Below are 16,704 nucleotides of genomic sequence, written 5' to 3'. Positions count from 1 at the left end.
TATCGGTAACTACCTATGCACTCTTTTTTTATTTAGTTTGGGATGATTATTGAGTAGTGCTGTATTATCCTTTTAATTGATAATTTTTTCATCCTATCCTAACGGAATGGTCGGAAATCCTTCTACTTTCTCATTACAATAGAAGAGTCTCTGCTAGTATAGCTCTAATGCTTATAAGAAGCTGTTAAGATTTCTACATATCTATTCGAATAGGTTTTCTTTTTTCATATTTGTAATATGCTGTAAAACCTGCTTTCTTTGCTAGATTAAGAGCTTGCATGAAACCGGCGCCAACATCGTCTTTTCTATGGGAATCAGAACCAATTGTAAGTATTTCGCCACCTAACTTTTTATATAATGCCAAAACTTCTATAGAAGGTAATGATTCATTTAAGCTTGTTCGCCAGCCAGAAGTATTAATTTCTAAACCAATGTTTCTTTTGATTGCTGTTGTTAAGATAGTAGTGATAATCTCCTGATAGTCAGGGAAGTGATAGATACCTCGTATGGGATGGGCATAGCGCTTCATTAAATCAAAATGAGCGAGGACATCAATATCTGCGTATGTAACTAATTCAAGAACCTCTTTAAAATAAGTAAGATAAATATCCTCATCAGGGTGAGTATTCATATATTTACGAAGTGTAAGCCCATGTAAATTGTGAACAGAACCAAGGATATAATCAAAAGGAATCGGTGCTAACACTGCTTTATATTGTTCACGTAATAAATGGGGTTCACATAGTTCAATTCCTAATTTAATTATTAATTGATCCTGATAACGAATTCTACATTTGTTAATGTCTTCTAGATATGTTGGCCAAATCATATGACCGTAAGTAGGAGCATTCGGATTGACAGAAAAGTGTTCGGTAAAACAAATTTCGTTTACCCCTTTACTTATGGCATTTTCACAAATATCCATCATTATTGCCTTAGAATCAAATGAATGGTTGGAATGATGATGATAATGATAATCAATATAATACATAAGAATCTCCTTTAATGACGCGCTTTAATTAATGAAATATTGCTTGTTTATTCTACCATATTTTAATAACAAACTTGAAGTTGGAAAGAGGTTCTATTATTTTATGAGGAAAAAGATTTCAGAAAATTCTTCTTTTAAACTTACTAAACAGGTAGGAATAATGTATAATAGATATATGAAGTATTTAGGAGGAAGAAATAATGACCGAGGTAAGAACAATCAACTGGAAAGACGATACTATTGTTTTGTCTGTTGATTATCCAAAGAAAATACAGAGTGAATATAAAGTAGTGATAATGTGTCATGGGTTAATTGGCAGTAGAATTGGCGTTGATCGCTTGTTTGTAAAGGCAAGTAATGTACTGACTGAATTGGGTTATTTAGTGATTCGTTTTGATTATAGGGGATGTGGTGAATCAAGTGGTGAGTATGGCAGCACGCAATTGTCTGATTTAATAGAACAGACAGAAGCAATTATTCAATTTGCTTATGATGGATTCTCGATAACGGAACTTATTTTACTTGGTCATAGTCTGGGAGGAGCTGTCGCGGTATTGACAGCTATCAAAGATTCACGGGTCAGCCGGTTAATTCAGTGGGCTGCTGTCGGAGATCCAGCGGTTGATATTAAACGAATATTTGGTAAAGCTAGATTATCTGAATTAGCAGAGAGGGAAGTTGTTGATTTTTATGGTTATTCTTTTTTTCAAACTTATTTTGATTCTTTAACAGATTATCAACCATTAACTAGCTGTCATAAATTTTCAGGAGATGTGCTTCTAGTGCACGGTACAGCTGATGAGGATATTCCTTATCACTATTTGAATAAATATAAAAATGAATATTTAACTAGAAATACAGGAACAGTTGATTCCATACTTATTGAAGATGGTGTACATACATTCTCATCTGGAAGGCAATTTTTGAAGCTGATTAATGGAACGGTTGACTGGTTAGAAAGGAAATAATTAAAAACGCAAATGGATGAAATAGATATCCGTTTGCGTTTTTTTAAGTAAAAATAATTATTTTGCTTATTATAATGGAAATTTATAAGTAAATAACTTAAAATGTAAATAGATGAAATGAATTTGAGGGGATAATATGGCACAAGAGCAAAGATTAGTGGAGATTATACAGCACTTAAATGAGCATGAAAAAATAACGGTGGAAGAAATTTGTTCTCTCTTTCATGTTTCCAGAGATACAGCTAGAAGGGATTTAGTAAAACTAGAAGAGGAACAAGCAATTATTCGAACAAGGGGGGGTGCGCTTTTACCAAAAACTCATCGCAAAGTAGATAATTATCATAATCGATTGAAAGCTGTCTCAGAAGAAAAGAAAGCAATTGGAAAATTAGCTGCATCCTTTGTTCGTGAGAATGATCATATAATTTTAGATGCTTCTACCACTGTACAGGCAATCGGAAGTTTTATTAATCAAGAATGTACAGTGATAACAAATTCTATTAATTTGGCAGATATTTTATCAGATAAACAATTGCCGAAAATCCACTTATTAGGTGGAGTAATGCAAAAAGAACATCGCTATTTATATGGGAATTCTGTTATTCAACGATTGGATAAATATTATGTAGATAAAGTGTTTATTGGTATTGTCGGTATATCTGAAAAGGGACTAACAATTGTTGACGAAGAAGACGGCGATGTTAAAAAGAAGATGATGCAGCAAGCAAAGCAGGTTATTGTAGTTGCCGATAATAGCAAGATTGGCATCACTGACTTTTACCAATTCGCGAATCTTTCCGATATTGATCTCTTTATCACTGATAAAGAACCGGAAGAATGGTTTATTCAATTATTAAAGGAAAATGGTGTGGAATTATTAGTGGCAGACAGGAAGGATGGAGAAGGATGATTACATGTATTGTAACCGATTTAGATGGAACTCTTTTAAATCATGAAAGTAAGATTAGTCCAGAAAATGCAGCCAGTTTGAAAAGTGCACAAGAAAAAGGAATAGAAGTAATTGTAGCAACAGGGCGAAACTATCCAGATGTTATGGAGATTTTCAAAGAAACCGGACTAAAAACATGGGTTATTGGCGCAAATGGTGCGACTATCCATGATCCAGAAGGAAAACTATTTGATCATCTTCCGATGGATAAGACAAAAGCAATGAATCTATTGCAATGGTTAGATGAGAGAGATTACTATTATGAAGTTTTTAGCAACGATTATCTATACTCGCCACAGCGTGGTAGACAATTAATTGCCATTGAACTAGATCGTTTATGTACGGCAAATCCTCAAATTAGCAGAGAAGAGCTTGAAAAACATGCGACTATTCAATTTGCGCAAACAGGATTTTCTTATATTGATAGCTATAAAGAAATAGAAAATCCAGCAATTGATGTCTATAATATTTTGGCATTTTCCTTTGATAAGGAGAAGCTAGACACTGGATGGAAAACGTTCGAAGATGATTCCAGCATCACCATTGTGACATCTGGTACCTATAATTTTGAATTTGAACATAAGGATGCCTCCAAAGGAAATGCACTGGCAAAATTAGCAAATCACTTAGGAATTCACTTAAAGGATGTGTTAGCAATGGGTGACAGTATGAATGATCTTTCGATGCTGACAAAGGTCGGATATCCTGTGGCGATGGGAAATGCAAGGCAGGATGTAATAGAAGCTTCACTAGAGGTTGCTGAAACGAATGACCAGGATGGAGTCGCAAATACGATTAAACGATTAGTATTGTCTTCGATAACCGTATAATATAGGAACCCTGCATGGATATAAGACTTAGAATCAAATATAAACCTAAACAATTATACGGAGAGGCCATTAGAATTTCGTATGATCGTTTAGGTTTTTTTTATTATTTGGATAAATAAAGGTTGTGGCCATTCTTTGATCACCAACTTGTTTGAAAATTAGTTCGATAAATTACTGCTTTAATTACAGTTGATCCATTATGTGGAAGACGCCTATTTTGTAGTTGTTTGATACTATTTTTTTTAAGGAGAATGAGATATAATAAGTAGGTAGTAAAAAAATAGTATCTAGTACTAATAGCAGATGATATTATTTTTGATAGCGGTTTTTAACAGCGGAATATTTGTATTTGGCCATTTTAAAAATCTTACATATAGTATAGCTACACATAAATAATAAGTAATTTTCACATAAAGGAGAAAGAAAAAATGTATGCATTTACGAGCAGATTTGCAAATGTTGTCTTAAAAATTTTCGGCAGAACAAAGGTAATCAATAAAGATAAATTACCGCAAGATACTGGTTATGTGGTTGCATGTTCTCATATTGGATGGGTGGATGTGGTTGCGCTTGGTACTTCTTTATTACCAAATGAAATTCACTTTATGGCTAAGAAAGAGTTATTTAATAAACCAAATGCAGCGAAATTTTTGCATAGTATTAATGCTTTTCCAGTGGATCGAGAAAATCCAGGCCCAAGCAGTATTAAAACGCCAGTAAAACTTTTAAAGGAAAAAAAGATAGTAGGAATTTTTCCTAGTGGAACAAGAACTTCTGAGGATGTGCCATTAAAAAAGGGAGCTGCTACGATTGCAAACTTGGCGAGAGTACCTATCGTTCCAGCAGCTTATAGTGGTCCTACGGATTTAAAGGGGCTGTTAAGGGGAAGGAAAATCCGTGTTATATTTGGTGATCCAATTTTTTTGAAAAATGAAGATGGTACGAAAAAAGATCCAGCTGATATTACAAGAGAATTAAGCGATGTAATGGCACAATTACAAAATGAATTAGATAAAAGAGGCGGTAAGCAATGATGAATCTACAGAAAGTGAAGGATATACTAAGTCGGTATCCTCTGCCTCTAGTAGATGAAATATTAGAGTTAAAAGAAGGCAAAATGGCAGTTGGAGTAAAGCAGATTAACAAGGAAGACACATTTGCGACGGGGCAAAACCCCAATAATCCGATTATGCCAGGCGTCCTTATAATTGAAGCGATTGCGCAAGTTACAGCAGTAGCTATTCATAGCGAAGAAAAACATAGGAATAAATTCGCCTTATTAGCAGGCATTAATCATTCCAAAATTCGAAAGCCAGTTTTTCCTGGAGATGAACTTTGTATGGAAGTAATGGTTGAAAAGGTGAAAAATAGCTTTGCTAAAGCAAGTGGGAAAGCAACAGTAGCTGGTGAATTGATTTGTGAAGCAGAGTTTCTTTTTTCCTTTCAATAAGCAAAGTAGTTACTTGGTCACTTTCTAGAAAAGGACAATCTTTCTAGAAGGTGATTTTTATTTTTATGGAAGACTGGATAGCTAAAAATAGCAGCTTCCTATAGTCTTTATAATAAATTTTACGCAATCAACATAATAAAAAAATTTCTCAATCATCTTTAAAATAATTACATTTCCCTATCAAATATTTCATAGATTACAAGACTATTTTCTAGTAAATAGACATATATCTATAAGGAGAAAGGGGATGTACCTATATGCAAACCTCCAAAACACGTACATTAATCCAATATTTGAATACAACAATATTAGGAATCATCCTAATGTTTATCCTTATTGCGGGAATCACGACCTCTATTTTTTCCTTTAAATTAACTTCTGATAATGTTGCCAATATTTTAAAATCAGTAAATACAACGGAAATTTATACAGAAATATTTCATAGTGAAAATCATCTTTTTCCAAAATCAGATGGAAAGGGACTTTCAATCGGAAATATTCTTTTTCAAATTGCCACTAATATTCGTTTAGATGACACACGCACTCTTTTAGGAAGAGAACTACCTGCTCTGACTTTTTTTCATACTGAAATAGTTGTCGCAGAAGAAGGGACAAGTCTTGCTAATCTACCATTTGAGTCAACTCCTTCTAAGGAGCTTATGAAGAACCCTAAAGAAGTAGATGAAGAAAAAGTGGAGAAGGAAGATAAGCCTTCAGAGAATAAAGCTCCAGTAACTACTCCTAAAAATAAAACAGTTTTGGTTTACAATACTCATAATCTAGAAGCATATCTACCACTTTTAAAGAATGCAAATGAAAATGAAGCAGTCAGCTCAGATGAACGGGCCAATGTAGTTGGGCTAAGTAATAAATTAAGTAGTATATTGCAAGATGAAGGAATTGGCGTGCAATTAGATAAAACAAATATTAACCAAAAGCTTCTTGATAGAGGCTGGAATTTCTTCTCATCTTATGCCGTTTCTAAAGAGGTGGTGGAGACAGCAGTTAGCGAAAATAAACATTTAAACTATTTAATTGATATACACCGAGATTCAGCAAGGAAAAAAACTACTAGTGCTACGATTGATGGTAAAAGCTATGCCAAATTACTATTTATTATAGGCAATGCGAATAAAGGCTATGAAAAAAATCAAGAATTTGCCAAAAAGCTTCATGCAGAACTGCAAAAAAAATACCCTGGAATATCGAGAGGCGTATTCTTGAAGGGAAAAGAAGAAGGAAACGGAGTATACAATCAGAACTTTTCTGATCGTGCTATTCTACTTGAAGTAGGTGGGATAGACAATACGCAAGGAGAACTGAATCGCAGCATTGAAGCATTTGCTGACGTATTCTCAAAGGTGTATTGGGAAGAAAATGACGCGACACAGCAATAACTAAGAAAAAGCTGGACCAACTTTTATATTGGAGATCCAGCTTTTTTCTATTTATCTATTGATTTTATTTTGCAAATATTGTTTATACCTTCTAAGGGCAGCTTCACTTGTTAAATGAAATTGATGCATTACCTTCTCATCGCTTACGCCTAATGCTAGTTCTTTTAATATAGCAGCATTGCGAAAATTGACTGCAGAAATTTTACGCAAACCTGCTCTTTTTACTTCATCTTTAATCATTTCTTGAATAGCGCGGACAGACAGAGCTTTTGGTTTTTGTCGATCATAATCATATTGAAAAGAATAAGAAATATTGTTAAAAGCAACAAAGACGGGATCATTAGAATAATATTTTGGCCGCAAGACTTCCGGAATGGAAAAGTAGTATGCTCGTAATTTTGTCAGAATATCATTTGGAATGGTGAGAAGGAACCCAGATTCTTCTCTATGAAGAGTTAGTTCTCCTTGTGCAAAGTTCACATCTTTCATTTTAATACTGTGTATATCGAGAGGTGTCAGGCCAAAGGTTTTTAATAAAGTCACAATTGTCCAATTTCTTGCCAGCAGATAGTTTCGAGCCGATTTTTTAGTTCCTTCAAAATCCTTTGTCAGCAGGTTTTGCAATAATTTATTAGATTCTTCACTTGTAATAAAATCTTTTGTAGTTAGGGAACGCAATGGGGCAGCTTCAGCTAGTTTATGAATTTCATGGGCGCAAACACATTGGTGGTACATCAATAGTCGGCTAAGGACAGATGCAAGTCGGCGTATAGTTGCTTGTGACAGTTGCTTTTCCTTTAAATAATGAAAGTAAGCGCGAATATCATCAGCACCTAATGCCTTTATTGTTTCAAATTTAGTATTTTCCTTGTATGTAGAGAGCCAGCTGAAAAATTTCTTTAAATCAGATTCATATTGTTTTAATGTAAGTTTGCTTCGTCCAGATTGATTTAAGTTCTCCATATAATCAAGTGCATAATCAGGCAAGGTAATCATCATATATGTTCCATCCTTCTTATGAATTTTTTTCAAACTATCCGAAATGCAATAACCTCTCTTCTTATTTTGACATAGGTTAAAGAAGGAGAGAGAAAGGGGATTTTAAATTGATTAGAATTAAAGTTGGTGAGTCTGTCTACCAATATCATACTAAATTAGAGCAATATTTTTCAAAAATTAAGCATAATATCATTGGCAATAATTTAACCTTTTCTACACCTTATGGAACGCAACAGCTGCTATATGCGGATTGGACGGCAAGTGGCAGATTATATAAGACTATTGAAGAGAAGATCATCCATAAATTAGGACCGTATGTTGCTAATACACATACAGAGTCAAATGTTACGGGTACTTATATGACTAAGGCATATAAGGAAGCAAAGCGAATCATCAAAAAACATGTTCATGCAGACGAAAATGACATTATTTTATTCGATGGATTTGGTATGACAGGGGTTGTTAATAAATTACAAAGAATAATAGGTTTAAAGAATGGCTGTGCCTGTGCGAAAAAAGAGAAAATCGCTGTAATATTTGTCACTCATATGGAACATCATTCTAATTATTTATCATGGTTGGAAACAAATGCAGATGTCATAATGATTAAGCCAAATGACAGTGGGGATGTCAGCATGGAACATTTAAAATCTCTGCTAGAGCAATATAAGGACATCCCATTAAAAATAGGGGCATTTACAGCATGCTCCAATGTTACTGGAAGGAAAACAAATTACCACGAGCTGGCAAAAATAATGCATAAGTATAAAGGCTATTGCTTTGTTGACTTTGCTGCATCAGCTCCTTATGTAGAAATGAATATGCATCCTGATGATAAAGAGGAACGATTAGATGCTATTTATTTTTCACCTCATAAATTTCTAGGTGGACCGGGAACGAGCGGAGTGCTAGTGATGTCAAAGAAGCTTATTTATTCCAGTATACCGGATCAGCCAGGAGGGGGAACCGTTGATTTTACGAATGAGTGGGGAGATATCCTTTACAAAAAAGAGGAGGAAGAACGAGAAGATGGGGGAACACCAGGATTTTTACAAGCGATTAAAATAGCATTATGTATACAACTAAAAGAAGAAATGGGAATAGAAAGAATAGCAGCTAGAGAGAAGGAATTAATTCAATTAGCTATGACAGAACTGAAGAAAATCAATAGAGTTCGAATACTAGAAAGCGAAAATGAAGATAGGTTAGGGATTATCTCGATTATTTGTGAAGATATTCATTATGATTTAGTTGTACTATTATTGAATGATCGCTTTGGTATACAAGTAAGGGGTGGCTGTTCGTGTGCTGGTCCATACGGACATTATTTACTACCAATTACAAAGGCATATTCAAAAGAAATAAGCAAAGAAATACAAGAAGGAAATTTCTCGCATAAACCAGGGTGGGTGCGAATATCCTTACATCCTACTATGAGTAACGCAGAAGTATATTATATAGTGGATGCTATTAAAAAGATTCTAAATTATCAAGATGAATGGAAAAAGGACTATGTAACAAAGCCGTTCTCTTGTGAATATCATTCAATAAGAAGAGATAAATTACAGATGAAGGATTTGTTTACGATATAAGTGACAGCAACGAACGACATACATTTACTTCACTCCCTTAATAAGGGAGTTTTTAGTAAGGGGATAAATAGTTTGAAAATTTCACAAAAAGAGTTTGACTACCAATATTTTCTTTTATATAATATGATTGATTAATCAATCATTTAAGAAATGAGGAATTCAAATGGCTAAACCAAGATCTGAACAAAAAAAAGAAGATATTTACCAAGCTGCTTTAAAGTTGTTTTCACATAACGGTTTTAGTAAAACAACCATTAAGGATATTGCTGCAGAAGCAGGTGTTAGTTTTGGAACGGTATTTACTTATTATGAAAATAAAGAAACTTTGTTTACAGAATGTGTAAATAGACCTCTCCAATTATTTAAGGAGATAATAAATGAAACCAAAAATGAACTTACTGATTTAACTGAAGAAAAACTTAAATATATCATTCGAAAACATCTGAATTTATTCATGGAGTCCGAAAAAGAACTTCGTATTGTGCAATATGTGATTGGGCAGCCAGATAGATTCGCTGAAATTCATGCATTAGATGAATTTGTTGAACTATTTTTAGTTTATATTCAAGAAATTGTTCATATAGGAATGGAAAAAGGCTTCTTGCCAAAAAGTAACTCCAAAGAGGTGGGGTATGGATATCTGGCTTTCCTAATGGGAGCTCGGTTAACCTATTCAGATCATGCGCATGCTATGTTTACAAGCACATTTACAAATCAAGCTTACCGTTTATTTGGTATGGAAGGGGAATATGCCGATGAAAACATTTAGCCAATTACATATTTCCCTTCGTATCCGCATGTATTTACAGTTTGTTACTTCTTTAACATCAAGTGCAATCATCCCTTATATATCTGTTTATTTTAGCTCACTAATCGGAACAACGGTAACAGGAGTAATTGTCATCATAGTCATTCTCTCTGGTATAGTTGGCGCATTAATCGGCGGCTACTTGGCAGATAGAATCGGGAGAAGAAAAATGATGATAATAGCAGAAGCGGGCATAGGAATAACCTATCTTTTTATTGCAGTCTTTAATTCACCACGGATTAATCTACCATATATAAGCGCAGGTTTATTTATGATTAATTTATTTTTTAATGGCATGTTTTTCCCTGCATCTACAGCAATGATTCATGATTTAGTATTGGCAGAGCAACGGAAATTTGTTTTTACAGCGATGTATTGGCTAGCAAATTTAGCAACCGCACTTGGTACTATCACAGGAGCATTTTTCTTTATTGACTATCATTTCTATTTCTTCCTATCAGTTGGTATTGTGTCACTTGGATCAAGCTTAGTTACCTATTTATTTATTAAAGAATCTCTTATGAAAAATAAATTTTTAAGGAGCGACAATAAATCTAAATTTACTATTTGGTCTAATTATCTTCATGTCTGGAAAGACCGGACTTTTATGATTTACTTACTTTCCTGCTTCCTTATCTTCTCTCTTGAGAGCCACTTAACAAATTATATTGCCATTCACTTAAGAGATACAATGCAAGATACTAACCTTTTTGGAATCCTTCCTGTAAATGGTATCAATATGGTGGGGATTCTTCATGCGGAAAATACTATACTGGTAGTTTTTTGTGTAGGTATTGTTACATGGATGATGAAAAAAATATCGGACAATAAGCAATATTTTATAGGAATGTGTTTATTTGTGGTTAGTTATTGTATCCTAACCTATATCTCGTCACCATTATGGCTTATTATGATGATGCTGTTTATTTCAATAGGCGAATTGATGTATGTTCCGATTAATCAAAGCATCCTTGCAGATTTAGTGAATGAAAATTACCGCAGCTCTTATTTAGCTCTGAATGGATTGATTGGTCAAGGACAGATGATAGTAGCTGGCTTAGCAATTACGATAAGCACTCAAATTTCTGCCTTAACCATGTCTTTAGGATTATTCTCATTTGGGATATTAGGTTTGTTATTAATGGGTTATGTTGTTAAAAAGGAAACAAATTCTAAAAAACAAATGAACATAACCCAAACAGTTTAAAAATCTCATTATTGATGCTATAAACATTAACGTCTGAATTTTATTTATTTAAAGAAAACGCCTATTTATAATAAGAATCTATGTTATAATGAATGTAATTTGATAAAAAGCAAACCACAAGGGGAGCGTAATGCTGAGAGTGATCAATCGATCTGACCCTTCGAACCTGTTAGTTAATTCTAACGTAGGAATGTGGGAAGAGTTTATATAGTATAGCTATATTATTCATTTCGCGCGTTAGTTCTCCTTTTGGTCTGCAAAAAAAGGAGATTTTTTTATGAGAAATATGAAATTAGTTGTCATGATAGAAGTGGCAATCATGGCGGCCGTTGCACTTATCCTTGATTTATTACCTTCTATTCCAATATTTAATACTTCGATTTCTTTTGCCATGGTACCTATTTTTATCGTCGCATTTCGCTGGGGCTTTAAAGCTAGTGCAAGTGCAGGATTTTTATGGGGACTACTGCAAATAGTTTTTGATTTACAAGCTTTAACATTCTGGCAAGTAATTTTAGAATATTTAGTTGCATTTGCTTGTATTGGCTTTGCTGGATTATTTGCTTCCTCTATTCAAAAAGCGTTAAAAACGGAACAAAAAGGAATAGCGACTGGCTTAATAATATTAGCAGTGGTAGTTGGTGGGTTTACTCGCTATATTTGGCATTTCATTGCAGGTGTAACTATTTGGGCGAGCTATGCACCAAAAGGAATGTCACCATTTATCAACTCCTTGATTGTAAACGGCGGTTCCTACGTAGGAGCAACTATTTTATGTTCGATTATTCTAGTTCTTTTATTAGTTTCTGCTCCGCGCATTGTCCTTGATCGACCGGTAAATGGAGCTTCTAAAAATTAAAGAGTACAAAAGAAGGCGTTCCTTGAGGAGCGTCTTTTCTTATCATATGGTACAATATTCCAAAGGGGAAAATCATATTTTTTATAAGAAATGATTGCAATACACCAATAACTACTAAGATATTCAAAAATTAGAAAAGTAGGTGTGCGAAAATGATTAATTTAAAAAATGGGTTAGGTATTCAAATTCGTCCATATAAAGAGGACGATTTCCAATCAATTCATGAATTAAATAAACGAGAACAATGGACTAACTTAGTAGAGAAGAAAGAAGATACTAAGTCTGCCTGGAATCATTCGAATGCAGCCTATGTTGCCACTCTTAATGATCAATTAATAGGCTATATTAGAGGCATTACCGATCGATCGATTACTTTGTTTATTTGTGAGTTACTCATTGCTCCGGACTATAGAGGGATTGGTCTTGGGGAAAAACTCTTATACTATGTACATAGTAAATACCCCTCAACAAGAGTAGAAATGCTGGCTAGCAGTACTTCTAATACTTACTATGAAAGCAAAGGCTTCCGGTCATTTTATGGATTTAGGAAAACGTTCCTTGAGTATAATTAGTAAGGTATTTATGAGCGAATTAAGACGCACTTCCAGAAGTGAGAGGAGAGTTAGTAATGAACAATAAGAGTAATTTTATATTCATCCTTTTATTTTTATTTTTCCCATTAATATTTTTGATTAGTTCTTTCGGTTGGAGATATATCTTGCAACAGAAAGAGTTAATGGTAGTTGCAACAGACTGCTTTGCTATTTTAGGTATTTACTATGTGATTAGCAGTGTTTTCTTTTCTTTTACTTTTAAAAAGATAAATTTAAAAGATTTATAATAGAAAAGACATACGAGTTGAGAAATCGAAAAAAGAATAGAGGTATAGCTATTCCTTAAGAAAGGGAGCCATCTTTTCGTTTGGATGGTTCTTTTTTTGTCGAATTCTGTGATAATATGAAACTATTATCATTCGAAAATCGTCTAGATTTTGAGAGAATCTGTTTTGCAAGGACTACTTCAAGGAGGTACAAATGACAGAAATAAAGTATTCATTTCAAAAAAAGCCAACAAAGAGAAAATTAATTGGCGGCATTATCATAGCGGCATTATTAGTCGTTATATCTTTCATTATGCTAATGTTCTACCCATTTGCCAATAAGGATAAGGTGGAGTATTTCAAAGGAAAAAATCCTGTATTATTAAATGGAGAACAAGTCGGCAATGCTATTATAGACAAGGGCACGGTTTATTTGCCTCTAAATATTTGGCAGGAAAAAATAGATGAAAGTATCACTTATGATGAGAATAGTAATTCCGTTATTGTCACGACTAAAGATAAGGTGATCCAATTTCCGTCTGATTCTGTTTCCTATTATGTAAATAATAAAAACACTAAACTTTCCTTTCATCCATTAAGAGATGAGAATGGAACAGTTTACTTGGCTTTAGATCCATTAGCGAGCTTTTATCCAATCCAATACTCTATAGTAGAGGATAACCATGTGGTGCTTTTAGAGGAAAATGGACAAGAAAGAGCAAGCGGAATATTTACTACGAAAAAAGTTAAAAACGATTTCACCAGATTGCGTTCGGAGGCTGCATTGCGATCTCCTTATACAGGGGAATTAGTACCTGGTGAGCATGTAACAATTGAAAAAGAAGTAGATGGTTTTTATTTTGTAAGAAAAGCGAATGGAATTGCCGGGTTTGTAAAAAAGAAATATGTAGATAAAGGGAAATCAGAGGTTGTTGAAGTTGAATTAGAACAGAAAGAACCTAAATTGAAGAAGATCAATGGGCCAATCCAATTAACATGGGAAGCTGTTTATTCTAGAAATCCAGATACTTCAAAGATATCAAAAATGCACGGTGTAAATGTTGTTTCCCCAACTTGGTTTAAACTGAAGGGAACTGACGGTAATGTCAGTAATTTAGGCTCAAAAGCTTATGTTGAGTGGGCGCATAAACAAGACTATCAAGTATGGGGATTATTTTCTAATGCTTTTGATCCGGATAAAACACACGAAGTATTCAAGGATTATCAAAAAAGGCAAACAGTGATTAGACAACTTTTAGTTTATAGCGAAATGTACGATTTAGATGGAATCAACATTGATATTGAAAATGTTCGGGAAGAAGATGGCAAATATATCACCCAATTTGTGAGAGAAGCTACACCTTATTTACATGATGCGGGTCTGACTGTATCAATGGATATAACGTTTATAGCTGGCGGGAATTATTCTGCATTCTTACAGCGAGACCATTTAGCCGAGATTGTCGATTATCTTGTTGTGATGGCATATGATGAGCATTGGGCAACAAGCCCGAATCCTGGAAGTGTGGCAAGTTTTCCATGGGTTGAAGCGAATTTAGAAACATTACTTGATATTGTTCCAAGTGATAAGCTTGTCCTCGGAGTACCATTATATGCTCGACTATGGGAAGAAAAAGAAAATGGAGAATTATCCTCTAAATCACTTTCGATGGAAAGTGTGGAGGAATGGTTAAAAGAACATAAAGTTACCCCTACCTATGATGAAGCGAGCGGTCAAAATTATGGGGAATATTATGATGAAAAAACGAAATCAACCTTTAAAATTTGGCTGGAAGATGAATTATCTTTAACAAAGAGAGCAGAATTAGTCGAAAAGTATAACTTAGCTGGACTTGCAAGTTGGTCGCGTACTTTTGCTAATGAAGCAGCATGGTCTGCTTTATCTTTAGAGAAAAAAGAACAATAAGTAATGCTTTAAAACCACTTTCCCATACAAAGGAAAGTGGTTTTTGCTATCATTTTATATTTTAAATAATTTAACTATCGTTTGTAACTCTTCAGCTAATTTCGCAAGAGATAAGGAAGAAGAAGAAATTTCCTCCATGGAAGCTAGTTGTTGCTGTGTTGCTGCTGATATATTCTGGGTTCTATTTGCAGATTCAATCGCAACATCGCTTACTTCATAAATCGTATGACTAATAATGTCTGTACCTTCTGTAAATTTAACTAAGGCATTCGATATTTCTTCGATTTGACCTACAACGTTCTTTACAGCTATCTCTATTTTTTGAAAAGAGCTTCCGGCAATCTGGACAATATCTAGTCCAGATTGTACTTCGTTAGAAGCTTTTTTCATTGTTTCAATGGTTTGCTCAGTATCCTTTTGGATCATATGGATTAACTTCGCAATATTTTCGGTAGAGGCCGTTGATTCTTCTGCAAGTTTTCTTACTTCGTCAGCAACAACGGCAAATCCTTTTCCGTGCTCACCAGCTCTAGCAGCTTCTATAGCGGCATTTAAAGCTAAAAGGTTTGTTTGGGCTGAAATTCCAGTAATAACATCCGTTATCTGGCCAATTTCCGCTGAACGTTCATTTAAAATACTTATTGCATCTGAAAGACTATTAACATTAGAATAAATCGAATTCATTTGCTTATTTACTTGTTGAATAGCTTTGTTACCTTCTGTCGACATATCAGATGCATGCTTTACGTTTTCAGACATTTTTTCCGTATGAGCAGCAATTGAATTTGTATGTTCCGAGATTGTTGTGATGACTTGGTTGCTTTCTTTTACTTTCATTACTTGTGTTTCAGATCCAGTTGCTAATTCTTGAATGGTTAGACTTATATGCTCACTTGCACTGCTATTTTGTTCTGCACTTGCACTAAGTTCTTCCGATGCGGACGCTACATGCTGCGAGGATTCCTGTACAGTACTAAATACATTGCGAAGTTTCTCCGTCATTCGGTTGAAAGAGGTAGTAAGTTCGCCGATTTCATCTTTTGATTGATAGGTTCCCTTTACCGTAAAGTCCCCTTGTTCTGCTTTAAATAATAAATCTTTTATTTGTTTTACTGGTCTTACAATCATACGACTGATAATAAGACTAATAAATAATAAAAGGATGAGAGCAGCAACGCTAATGATAAAGACAATAATAGTAACTGTTTGTACACTCTCTATGTTTTTTTTATAAGTAGCTTCTGCGGAGGAAGCCTTTAAGTTTTGAAGCGATGTCAGAGTGTCATTTACTTTGACTCTATATTCCTCGACATCTGTTGTGAAAATACGGTAAGCTTCTTCATTTTTATTCTGTAAAGCAAGGGAAATTACATCTTTTCGCGCATCATTTAATTTTTGCATTTCTTCGTTATATACGGTAACTAGCTCTTTTTCCTCGGTTGTTGTGTTGTCTTTTAAAAATTCAGACAATAGCTGATCTGTTTCTTGAGATGTAGCTGTTAACTGATCATTTAATTCTTTGTTTTTGGCTGATTCAGTAGTAAGCAAGAGTTCTAAAGTGTAGCCGTTACTAGCTCTTGTGTTAATTCTCATCTGCATAAGATTGGATATTGGTATTAAACTTTTCTCATACATTTCTTGTGAATCTTTTGCCATATCTTTAATGTAGTGCAATCCCGTGTAGCCAATAGTTCCCAGAGAAAGGGCACTTACTAAAATAATGATAAAAAGCTTCCGAGTAATATTTAGATTTTTCAGTAGTTTCAAGCAGATTTCTCCTTTAAATTAAAATAATATTTACACTACTATATCGGCAAGGATATGGCAGTACATAAGTAATTTTTAAAAAATATTTTTGCAGCTGAATTTTTTCCTTTTTTTAAAAGAATCAAAAGAAAATGGATAGT

16 protein-coding genes and 1 riboswitch are annotated in these 16,704 nt (G+C 34.1%); of the genes, 13 read left to right on the top strand and 3 right to left on the bottom strand.

Features of this window, described 5'->3' with window-relative positions; all coding sequences use genetic code 11:
• Nucleotides 1–193 precede the first annotated feature (193 nt).
• Entirely contained in the window at nt 194–991 is a 798-nt protein-coding gene (locus NiCM35_RS05135) for a histidinol-phosphatase HisJ family protein (protein WP_433778814.1), read from the bottom strand.
• Between the two features lie 200 nt (nt 992–1,191).
• On the opposite strand from NiCM35_RS05135, the gene NiCM35_RS05130 reads away from it, so the two are divergent.
• From NiCM35_RS05130 to spoIIP, 6 genes are all read left to right on the top strand, one after another.
• Nucleotides 1,192–1,959 (top strand): alpha/beta hydrolase family protein, encoded by a 768-nt coding sequence (locus tag NiCM35_RS05130; RefSeq protein ID WP_095328891.1) that lies wholly within the window; start codon nt 1,192–1,194, stop codon nt 1,957–1,959.
• A 136-nt stretch (nt 1,960–2,095) separates the two neighbouring features.
• Nucleotides 2,096–2,869 carry a DeoR/GlpR family DNA-binding transcription regulator gene (locus tag NiCM35_RS05125; protein ID WP_095328886.1) on the top strand — a complete coding sequence of 258 codons (774 nt, stop codon included), beginning with the start codon at nt 2,096–2,098 and terminating at the stop codon, nt 2,867–2,869.
• Nucleotides 2,866–3,738: an HAD family hydrolase gene (locus NiCM35_RS05120; RefSeq protein ID WP_095328885.1), complete on the top strand. Its 873-nt coding sequence runs from the start codon at nt 2,866–2,868 to the stop codon at nt 3,736–3,738. Before NiCM35_RS05125 ends, NiCM35_RS05120 begins: the two co-directional genes overlap by 4 nt.
• 428 nt (nt 3,739–4,166) lie before the next feature.
• Nucleotides 4,167–4,772: a lysophospholipid acyltransferase family protein gene (locus NiCM35_RS05115; protein WP_095328884.1), complete on the top strand. Its 606-nt coding sequence runs from the start codon at nt 4,167–4,169 to the stop codon at nt 4,770–4,772.
• Nucleotides 4,769–5,188 carry a 3-hydroxyacyl-ACP dehydratase FabZ gene (gene fabZ / locus NiCM35_RS05110; RefSeq protein ID WP_235850209.1) on the top strand — a complete coding sequence of 140 codons (420 nt, stop codon included), beginning with the start codon at nt 4,769–4,771 and terminating at the stop codon, nt 5,186–5,188. The genes NiCM35_RS05115 and fabZ overlap by 4 nt, the downstream gene beginning before the upstream one ends.
• Before the next feature lie 257 nt (nt 5,189–5,445).
• Complete coding sequence (spoIIP, locus tag NiCM35_RS05105; protein WP_095328883.1) at nt 5,446–6,585, top strand: stage II sporulation protein P; 1,140 nt, start codon at nt 5,446–5,448, stop codon at nt 6,583–6,585.
• 51 nt (nt 6,586–6,636) lie between these two features.
• On the opposite strand, the gene NiCM35_RS05100 is transcribed toward spoIIP, so the two are convergent.
• Nucleotides 6,637–7,584, bottom strand: a complete 948-nt coding sequence (locus tag NiCM35_RS05100; RefSeq protein ID WP_095328882.1) for a tyrosine-type recombinase/integrase — start codon at nt 7,582–7,584, stop codon at nt 6,637–6,639.
• A gap of 107 nt (nt 7,585–7,691) precedes the next feature.
• Here NiCM35_RS05100 and NiCM35_RS05095 point away from each other — a divergent pair, with 107 nt between their 5' ends.
• From NiCM35_RS05095 to NiCM35_RS05065, 7 genes are all read left to right on the top strand, one after another.
• Nucleotides 7,692–9,176: an aminotransferase class V-fold PLP-dependent enzyme gene (locus NiCM35_RS05095; RefSeq protein WP_123259394.1), complete on the top strand. Its 1,485-nt coding sequence runs from the start codon at nt 7,692–7,694 to the stop codon at nt 9,174–9,176.
• A gap of 163 nt (nt 9,177–9,339) precedes the next feature.
• Complete coding sequence (locus NiCM35_RS05090) at nt 9,340–9,945, top strand: TetR/AcrR family transcriptional regulator (protein WP_095328880.1); 606 nt, start codon at nt 9,340–9,342, stop codon at nt 9,943–9,945.
• Nucleotides 9,932–11,191: an MFS transporter gene (locus NiCM35_RS05085; protein ID WP_095328879.1), complete on the top strand. Its 1,260-nt coding sequence runs from the start codon at nt 9,932–9,934 to the stop codon at nt 11,189–11,191. The genes NiCM35_RS05090 and NiCM35_RS05085 overlap by 14 nt, the downstream gene beginning before the upstream one ends.
• Before the next feature lie 109 nt (nt 11,192–11,300).
• A riboswitch (TPP riboswitch) is annotated at nt 11,301–11,399 on the top strand.
• Between the two features lie 69 nt (nt 11,400–11,468).
• Nucleotides 11,469–12,050, top strand: a complete 582-nt coding sequence (gene thiT, locus NiCM35_RS05080) for an energy-coupled thiamine transporter ThiT (protein WP_095328878.1) — start codon at nt 11,469–11,471, stop codon at nt 12,048–12,050.
• 152 nt (nt 12,051–12,202) lie between these two features.
• Complete coding sequence (locus NiCM35_RS05075) at nt 12,203–12,622, top strand: GNAT family N-acetyltransferase (RefSeq protein ID WP_095328877.1); 420 nt, start codon at nt 12,203–12,205, stop codon at nt 12,620–12,622.
• Between the two features lie 146 nt (nt 12,623–12,768).
• On the top strand, nt 12,769–12,891 hold the full coding sequence (locus tag NiCM35_RS05070) for a hypothetical protein (RefSeq protein WP_268926805.1): 123 nt from the start codon (nt 12,769–12,771) through the stop codon (nt 12,889–12,891).
• Between the two features lie 193 nt (nt 12,892–13,084).
• Nucleotides 13,085–14,797 carry a glycosyl hydrolase family 18 protein gene (locus tag NiCM35_RS05065; RefSeq protein ID WP_095328875.1) on the top strand — a complete coding sequence of 571 codons (1,713 nt, stop codon included), beginning with the start codon at nt 13,085–13,087 and terminating at the stop codon, nt 14,795–14,797.
• Between the two features lie 54 nt (nt 14,798–14,851).
• Here the strand turns inward: NiCM35_RS05065 and NiCM35_RS05060 are convergent, their stop codons facing one another.
• Nucleotides 14,852–16,564 (bottom strand): methyl-accepting chemotaxis protein, encoded by a 1,713-nt coding sequence (locus NiCM35_RS05060; protein ID WP_095328874.1) that lies wholly within the window; start codon nt 16,562–16,564, stop codon nt 14,852–14,854.
• Between the last annotated feature and the right edge of the window lie 140 nt (nt 16,565–16,704).

Source organism: Niallia sp. M35, assembly GCF_050971705.1.
Taxonomy (GTDB): Bacteria; Bacillota; Bacilli; order Bacillales; family Cytobacillaceae; genus Niallia; species Niallia circulans_A.
The sequence above is the reverse complement of the archived record's forward strand: the minus strand, read 5'-3'. Positions and strand labels throughout refer to the sequence as shown.

Excerpts from the sequence above, each read along its gene's own strand:
- NiCM35_RS05125 (WP_095328886.1), top strand. The coding sequence starts at position 2,096 with ATGGCACAAGAGCAAAGATTAGTGGAGATTATACAGCACTTAAATGAG.
- NiCM35_RS05075 (WP_095328877.1), top strand. The coding sequence starts at position 12,203 with ATGATTAATTTAAAAAATGGGTTAGGTATTCAAATTCGTCCATATAAA.
- NiCM35_RS05065 (WP_095328875.1), top strand. The coding sequence starts at position 13,085 with ATGACAGAAATAAAGTATTCATTTCAAAAAAAGCCAACAAAGAGAAAA.
- NiCM35_RS05120 (WP_095328885.1), top strand. The coding sequence starts at position 2,866 with ATGATTACATGTATTGTAACCGATTTAGATGGAACTCTTTTAAATCAT.
- NiCM35_RS05115 (WP_095328884.1), top strand. The coding sequence starts at position 4,167 with ATGTATGCATTTACGAGCAGATTTGCAAATGTTGTCTTAAAAATTTTC.
- NiCM35_RS05100 (WP_095328882.1), bottom strand. The coding sequence starts at position 7,584 with ATGATGATTACCTTGCCTGATTATGCACTTGATTATATGGAGAACTTA.
- NiCM35_RS05130 (WP_095328891.1), top strand. The coding sequence starts at position 1,192 with ATGACCGAGGTAAGAACAATCAACTGGAAAGACGATACTATTGTTTTG.
- spoIIP (WP_095328883.1), top strand. The coding sequence starts at position 5,446 with ATGCAAACCTCCAAAACACGTACATTAATCCAATATTTGAATACAACA.
- NiCM35_RS05090 (WP_095328880.1), top strand. The coding sequence starts at position 9,340 with ATGGCTAAACCAAGATCTGAACAAAAAAAAGAAGATATTTACCAAGCT.
- NiCM35_RS05085 (WP_095328879.1), top strand. The coding sequence starts at position 9,932 with ATGAAAACATTTAGCCAATTACATATTTCCCTTCGTATCCGCATGTAT.
- thiT (WP_095328878.1), top strand. The coding sequence starts at position 11,469 with ATGAGAAATATGAAATTAGTTGTCATGATAGAAGTGGCAATCATGGCG.
- fabZ (WP_235850209.1), top strand. The coding sequence starts at position 4,769 with ATGATGAATCTACAGAAAGTGAAGGATATACTAAGTCGGTATCCTCTG.
- NiCM35_RS05135 (WP_433778814.1), bottom strand. The coding sequence starts at position 991 with ATGTATTATATTGATTATCATTATCATCATCATTCCAACCATTCATTT.